Genomic DNA, 8,131 nt, shown 5'->3' with positions numbered 1-8,131 from the left:
AAAGAATATTTAGACTGGAAGAGTCAATTCCCAGCTAAATAAGAAGAAATTATTTACAATCATATTAAAAAAGTATTGTCATTTGATTGTCAACGGACATAGAAAGAGCCAAGAAAGCCCGTAAAATAGGCATTTCTTGGCTCTAATATATTATTCAAACTCTATCGTTGCCACCGGCTTCGGTGTAATCTCATAGCATACTCTGCTGACGCTTGGAACCTCTGCTGTAATTCTGGCGCAGATTCTTTCCAGAATATCATAATCGATTCTTTCAATGGATGCAGTCATGGCATCAATGGTATTGACAGCTCTGATCACAACCATGTAACCCATGCTTCTTGCGTTGTCTCTTACACCAACGGCCTTGAAATCCGGCACTACAGTAAAATACTGCCATACTTTCTTATCCAGTCCTGTTTTGGCAAATTCTTCGCGAAGAATCGCATCAGATTCACGCAGTGCTTCCAGACGGTCACGGGTAATTGCACCGAGGCATCTTACGCCAAGTCCCGGTCCCGGGAACGGCTGACGGTAAACCATCTCTGCCGGCAGTCCAAGTTCTAATCCACATGCGCGAACCTCATCTTTAAACAGCTGTGCAAGCGGCTCTACCAGTTCAAACTGAAGATCTTCCGGAAGTCCTCCTACATTGTGATGAGATTTTACGCATTTAGCTGTCTTTGTTCCGCTCTCGATGATATCCGGATAAATAGTTCCCTGTCCAAGGAATTCGATTCCTTCCAGCTTTCTTGCTTCTTCTTCAAATACGCGGATAAATTCTCCACCGATGATTTTTCTTTTTTCCTCAGGATCTGCAACATTTTCCAGTTTTCCAAGGAAACGTTCTGATGCATCTACATAGACAAGATTTGCGTGAAGCTGATCACGAAATACCTGAACAACACTTTCTGACTCGTTTTTACGCATCAGTCCATGGTTTACATGAACGCATACAAGCTGCTGACCGATAGCTTTAATCAGAAGGGCTGCAACAACTGAAGAATCTACGCCTCCTGACAAAGCCAGAAGAACTTTTTTATCGCCCACCTGTCTGCGGATCAGCTCTACCTGATCTTCGATAAAGTTCTTCATGTTCCAGTTCGGCTCTGCCTTACAGGTTTCAAAAACAAATTTTTTCAGCGTATCCTGATCCGGAAGCTTATCAAACTTCACATCGCACTGGGACTCCGGATAATCTACAGAAATCATAGGATATCCCAGATCATAAAGCTCCGGACGGATCACTACCGGCTTTCCATCTACAATTCTGTTCTCGCCACCATTGAGAATAATTCCTTTTACATTATCAAGAGCTTTCAGCTCGTCCGGGGTAATATCATGGGGATGAATCTCGCTGTATACACCAAGGCTGCGGATATCACGGGCAATTACCGTATTTTCGGTACTTCCCAGGTCAAGAATTACAATCATGTCCTGTTTCATAATAAACTTCTCCTTTGTTTTTATGATAATAACTGCTGCTTCTATTATAACGTCTTTCCTCAGAAAAATCATTATAAATCCAAAATAAAACACGCAATGTATGAAAAGGATTTTATTTTCTATGTTTTGCACAAAATCACAACGAGAATTCAGTATCAGGAACTTCTTCTATAGGATGTCTGGCAACGATTTCCAGACCCTGTATCAACATTTGATACTAGTATGGAATAAATTAAATTTCTGCTATATATTTCAAGGATAATGTGTGGTCAAATAGTGTTATCTAAGAAAGGATGAACACTATGAGAAAAACATATCTTCCTCTGTCAAATGAAGCCAGAGATTTGTGAAAAATTATTATACAAAAAGAGAACCATTCAGGCGCAAGTTGTGGATCATGCCAGAATCCTTTTATATAAAGCCGATGGAATGACATTCCAGCAAATTGCTGATAAACTTGCAATCAGTACCGCAACGGTACGCCTTTGTGTTTCAAAGTTTCAGAAAGGCGGTTTAGATGCTGCGCTGTTTGATGTTCAGCGTCCTGGACATCCGTTGGAAATTACCGATGATGCGAAAGCATGGATGATCCATATTGCTTGTCAGAGGCCGACAGCACTCGGTTATGCACAGGAACTGTGGATGTTGACCTCTCTCCACAAATACATTCAGAAACATGCAGAAGAAGCGGGATATCCAAGGCTTTCAACCGTTACCAAACCGTATATCCAGAAATTTCTTAAGGAACAGGATATGAAACCCTTTAAAATCAAATATTACTGTGAAAAACGGGATCCTGATTTTGAATCAAAAATGCATGAGATTCTGTTAGTTTATAAGCAGATTAAAATGCAGTTTAATAAAAATGGTGTTCTCATTATTCCAGACGATTATAAACTGACGATTGCGGTATCGTATAATGAGAATTCGGACATTCAGACAATCTCCAATACGGCACCGGATTTACGCCCAACCTCAGAACATGGGGAAGTATATCGTGATGCAGAATACAAACGTCTGGGAACGCTCTCTTTACTGGCTGGCATTGATTTACTCACTGGAGAAGCAAATCCGTTAGTAAATGAGACCCCTAATCATTCTGATTTTATTGAGTTTTTAAAAATACTGGACAAAAAATATCCATCACAGGATACCATTCGGATCATCCTAGATAATCATTTTACACATACTTCCAAAGAAACACGGCGCTTTCTGGATACTATGCCAAAGGGATGTTTTAAATTCGTGTTTACACCAAAGCATGGCTCATGGTTAAACGTGATTAAAAGCTTCTTCAGCAAAATGACCAGACAGATGCTTCGAGGAATTCGTGTCAATACCAAACAGGAGTTGGAACTGAAAGCGTATGATTCTGGCTAAACCGTCAATTCCTCTGCGCAAACCTGTAAATCCACATTCCAGATACACTTTTTTAATCCAATGCCATCATTGAGCATTGCGGAGCACTCCCAAAAGTGTTTGCAAAAATGAATCAGATGCCTGCTCGGCGCTTTCCAGAGTGAGGTTGTTTCCGCTTCTGATCAAGGTAGCGATTTTATACTCCGATGCCATATTACCGGATGGATTGCAGAAGAGGGAACTTCTACAAATGTTTGCATATGATTCACAGTTTCCAGGTAAACCTCATAGACTTTCCGGAGTCTCCAGTAATAACTCGCCTTTGTAATGTCGTGGAGCTGACACCATTTATCGATTTTCATTCCTTGCGGACGGTTTTGACAGTCTCTGATCAAATCAGCCCATTCACTCAAACAAGTTTGCTGTGCAACTAAACTTGTGTGGGATTTCATGACTCATCGGATGATTTTGAAAGGGTACTCGCTATTTTGCCAGAGATTTCGCTTTTAACCCCCCATTTTGCCGGATGTATTCTTGGTAAAATGGGGAATTCTGTTTCTAAAAAAAGCTGATGCGGTAAGGGATCTGCTGTCAAGAATAAATCCGGAAGAAATCCTCAGGATGTATGAGGAAACAGTTGATACAATGAAACGCAACAGGGTATTCCGGGAAGGGACAATAGAAGGATATGTTATAGCAGTGATAGACGGTATGAAATTATTCAGCAGTACAAAGAAAAATGTCCTGAGTGCCTGATCCGGAAAAACCAGTCAGGACAGACAGAATGATTTCACCGGGACATGGTATGCATGACGATAGGAAAGGCTCCGCATGTGATACTGGGGGCAGGAAATGTTAAAGTCAAAGGATGGATCCGGGAAAGATAAGGGGGAAAGCGTCTGATCGAACGGCTAAGGAAAAGGCATGGACATTTCGCGGATGTAGTAGTGGCAGATGCCTTATATTTGAATGCGCCCTTTATCAACACACTTAAGGAAAATGGACTGGAAGGGGTGATCCGTTTAAAGGATGAGAGACGGCGGCTGTTCCAGGATGCGGAAGGGCTGTTTTACCGTTGGGAGGGGAGAAAGAAATTATTCCAATAAGGGAAAAAAGGCAGAGGTATGGGATCTGTCTGGTTTTGAGATACCCAGCTGCCCGTACAGTCTGTGAGAAGCACGTTACCATGAAACATAGGAGGAAACGAGAGGGAATAAGGAGATGTGAATGTAGCTGGTAACGGCACTGGAGGAGGCGAGATATGAAACGCTATGGGAAATGATGAACCACATATGGAACATAGAGGAGAATGGTTTCCACCAGTTAAAAACATATTACCATGCGAAGCATTGTTACTGTCATGGAGCGTCAGAAGCGATATGTAGCATGTTGATCCTAGTTTTTAATATGAAGGAATTATATCTGTACCGGAGACTACAGGGATTTATAAAAAGTAGGATCAGCCGAAAAAGCGTAAGCCAGATTTTTTGTGATGACCTACAGACAGAGAAGGTAAAGTATATCCTGCATGGAGAAAGCGGATAGGGACTGGAGATGATAAGAAACCTTGAGAACAGGATAATTAAAAAAATCCATAATAGATGCGATAGAGGCAGTTTGTGCGTATTCTTTCGCATGGAAAGAGAAAAGGCGGAAAGCTGTAGAAAAAGAGGGATTTTATAAATATACAGAGTTAAAAGCCAAGTCCCTGCTATTTTACGTTTACTCTTGAACAGACTAAAGCTGTACCATAAAAGGACTGTCCTACCGGACAGCCCCTTCGCTTATCTGTTTCGTTTTATTACACGAGACGTCTTACAGAAAGAATAGTTCTGTAGGTAGCGTCATTACTGATCTTAATGCCATCTTTTGCATTGGATGCATGTACGATTTTTCCATCGCCCATGTAAATAGCAACATGACCGCCATAGCAAATCAGGTCGCCTGGCTGCGCATCTGCATAGGAAACCTCTGTACCTGCATTCTGCTGCTCATAGGAAGTTCTCGGAAGGCTTACACCAAAGTTTGCATATACACTCTGTACAAATCCGGAGCAGTCTGCACCGTCAGTAAGGCTTGTACCTCCCCATACATATGGGTTTCCTACAAACTGTGTAGCAAAATCAACTACTGAAGAGCCGGAGCCTGAACCAGAACTCTGATATTCCTCCGGATCTACTGTATTATCACTGTCAATCACATTTCCGTACTCATCGTATTCAACGTCTCCGTCACTTTCTTCTTCGTCTGTAACGGAATCAGGATCAATTTCATTTCCCTCTTCATCATAAAGAGTTTCGCCATTTTCCAGAGCATCTTCAGCGTCTACTTCATTGCCCTCTTCGTCATAAACAGTCTCATCCTCTGCTTCAGCTTCCTGACGTGCCGCTTCCTCTGCTGCTGCAAGCTCTGCCTGACGTCTTGCCTCTTCCTCGGCTGCGATTCTCTCAGCCTCAAGCCTTTCAATCTCTGCCTGCTGCTGTTCGATCAGAGCTGCATACTCATTTGCCATCTGCTGAGCATATGCAATCTCATTATCACAGTCTGCAGAAACTGCTCTTCTCTCATCAATTGCAGCCTGAAGGTTTACAGATTCAGCTTCATACTCCTGCTTCATCCCCTCCAGCTCTGCTTTTTCCTGCTGGTATTTATTTCCAAGCTGTGTTACCTGATCGATTGTATTTGCATACTTTTCAAGGCTCTGTCTGTCATAGTCATACATCTTCTGTGTATACTCAGCCTTGGTAAGAAGTTCGGAAAGGTTCTCTGCATTTACCATCATCTGGAACCATGCGTCATTTCCGCCTTTCTCATAAAGATACTGGATACGCTGTTTCATAGCTTCATACTGTTTATCTTTTGCATTCTGAGCTTTCTGAAGATCTGACTGTGTCTGCTCGATATCGGCCTGCTTATTGCTGATATCCCCTTCCAGAGTCTGAATGGAGACCATGACATTTACAAGATTCGCGTCCAGTGCAGCGATTTCGTTCTGAAGCTGTTCCTTGGCTGCATAAAGCTGATCGATCTGAGAATATGTAGCATCAAGCTGTGCGCTTGTCCAAGCCTGCTCCTCTCTCAGTTCTTCCTCTCTGGAAGCGCTTACAGTAGCAACCTGTGTACCCATCATCATAACTGCTAACATCAGACATACAATTCGTTTTTTCATGTTTCTCACCTCTTATATAAACACGTTTTGTAACATTTGCGAAATATTTTTCTTAAGCTCTTTTACATATTAACATATGATTTCATTGATTGCAAGAGGAAATCAAGAATTAGTTTAATATTTTGTAACATTTATTAATGATTACGAAATACACTATTGAATTTCTCTAGAAAAAAGTATCTTCGACATTTCAACCTCCCTGGCTCTCATTCATAATGGGGTAAAAGCCTATTTTTGTTACTTTTTTCATAATAATCCTATGAACATCTTACCCCAAATTTTTACTGACTATTTTGAGAAAATGAAATATACTTTGAATCCCAAATCATCCGAACTATAAAAAATCAAAAAGATAATCAACTGCGAGGGCCTTCCTTTGGCGATTCTAGGTGCAGCTGATGTGGCATAAAAAAGTTAACAGCTACTACAATATATTTATGGTTAATATTCCTTACAGCCAGTAAGGAATTACCCACCTTGTTACTTAAGCTGTTAAAATGATAAGAGCAATCGGTATAGCAGATACCCCCTTGGACTTTGCGTCCGTAAATAAGTCTGCTAACCAACTCTTCATTCGCAGCGTTCGTTTTATGCAGATTGAACCGCCTTCCGGGTACGTTCGTGGCGCACCACAGCAGATAAAATGGGCAATGATTAAAACTGGTACTGAACAATTGTAATCTCAATCAAGGAGTAATATTTTTATGAATATGAACGCAGTAGGGTATTGATGTCTCCAAACGCAAAAGCACTGTAGCGCTCCTCCTTCCTGGTGGAACGGTTGTTTCAAAACTCTTTGATGTTCCCCGCTTGTCCGCTGATTTCCAATCTCTTAAGAAACTTATCAGAGAACTGGATGGTGAAACTCGCATTGTCATGGAGTGTAGCGGCCGCTACTATGAACCGGTAGCACGAGAACTGTCCCGGGACAGCTTTTTTGTAAGCACTGTGAACCCTCAGATCATGCATTACTTTCAGGGACAGGACAATCCTCTCCGTAAAGTCAAGACCGATAAAGCAGATTCTATAAAGCTTGCACACTACAAGCTTGACAGTTGGACGAATCTGAAACAATATAATCTTATGGATTAATTACGTTCCCAACTCAAAACCATGAACCGCCAGTTTGATTTCTGCATAGTGGTGCAGCCGCAGGAAGTACAACTTCAGCAAGTCAAACGCCGAAGAAATCTATGGAAAATCAAAGGAACTTATTTCTTTACTTCCAAAGAACAACTTTACCAAACGCATCATCAAACAACAATCTACCAATTAAACACGGCGTGACAGACCGTTGAACAGCATCGCACCCTTATGAATAAACCCCCTCCAAGCTGCCGGAATATCCAGTTGCCATGGCGATGAAGGACGTAGGACCGTCTCTGGGTCCTCAGCTTATGGACAAGATCGGAGATGTCATACGTTTTATCCACAAAGACGCTATCACGGCATTTGCCGGCGCGGATCCCGGTGTCAACGATTCTGGCGATTATTCCCAGAAAAGCGTACATACTTCCAAACACAGTTCGACCGTGCTGAGAAAAACTCTCTTCCAGATCATGAATATACTGATTAAAATCAAACCGAACGATGCCGTATATCTGTTCATGGATAAAAAACGCTCCGAAGGCAAGCCGTATTATGTCTATATGACTGCCGGAGTTAATAAATTTTTACGAATCTACTATGGTCGGATGAAAAAATATCTTTCATCACTTCCAGAATCTGAATAATTCCACAACACTTTTTCAGACCAGCACAGATGTAGTGGTCTGATTATGATACCTATTTTTTAACCTGTATAAAATTTTCAATGTTCATCAATTTAGCCTTGACTTTTTATTTGCAGGCTTGTTCTCTTGATTTTATTATGAAATCCTTGCGAACAAACTGTCAACTTTTTTATACCACATCACTATAAGTGTTTTGCACTCTCCATCTGCATGGCGATTGCGGAGGGTCCTCCTCCATCTCACAAAGAGCATTGCCATTTACTTTATAAAAAGTAGGGGCATTCAGGTCACACTGTGTGACAAATCATTGATTTTCTTTGCCATAAAATCACCTTTTCTTTCTTAATAGTGGATGGACACCTCTATTACAATGGGGAAAGGTGATTTTTATGTATAACGATGCCCCACATAAATCAGGTGGATTATA

2 protein-coding genes and 2 pseudogenes are annotated in these 8,131 nt (G+C 41.4%); 2 read left to right on the top strand and 2 right to left on the bottom strand.

What is annotated here, in order from left to right:
• Positions 1–150: 150 nt before the first annotated feature.
• Positions 151–1,443, bottom strand: a complete 1,293-nt coding sequence (guaA, locus tag QVP40_RS03445) for a glutamine-hydrolyzing GMP synthase (protein ID WP_022067103.1) — start codon at positions 1,441–1,443, stop codon at positions 151–153.
• 302 nt (positions 1,444–1,745) lie between these two features.
• Between guaA and QVP40_RS03440 the strand changes: the two are divergent.
• Positions 1,746–2,811: pseudogene (locus tag QVP40_RS03440) on the top strand (IS630 family transposase); the annotation flags it as partial.
• A gap of 1,792 nt (positions 2,812–4,603) precedes the next feature.
• Here QVP40_RS03440 and QVP40_RS03435 read toward each other — a convergent pair.
• The gene (locus QVP40_RS03435; RefSeq protein ID WP_022067101.1) at positions 4,604–5,971 is read right to left on the bottom strand and encodes a C40 family peptidase; all 1,368 of its coding nucleotides are present in this window, start codon (positions 5,969–5,971) and stop codon (positions 4,604–4,606) included.
• A gap of 704 nt (positions 5,972–6,675) precedes the next feature.
• On the opposite strand from QVP40_RS03435, the pseudogene QVP40_RS13835 reads away from it, so the two are divergent.
• Positions 6,676–7,704 (top strand): annotated as a pseudogene (locus QVP40_RS13835) (IS110 family transposase).
• Positions 7,705–8,131 lie beyond the last annotated feature (427 nt).

This window comes from Blautia sp. CAG:257, assembly GCF_000433815.1.
Taxonomy (GTDB): Bacteria; Bacillota; Clostridia; order Lachnospirales; family Lachnospiraceae; genus Blautia_A; species Blautia_A caecimuris.
Note: the sequence above shows the minus strand (reverse complement) of the source record. Positions and strands in the feature narration are given on the sequence as shown.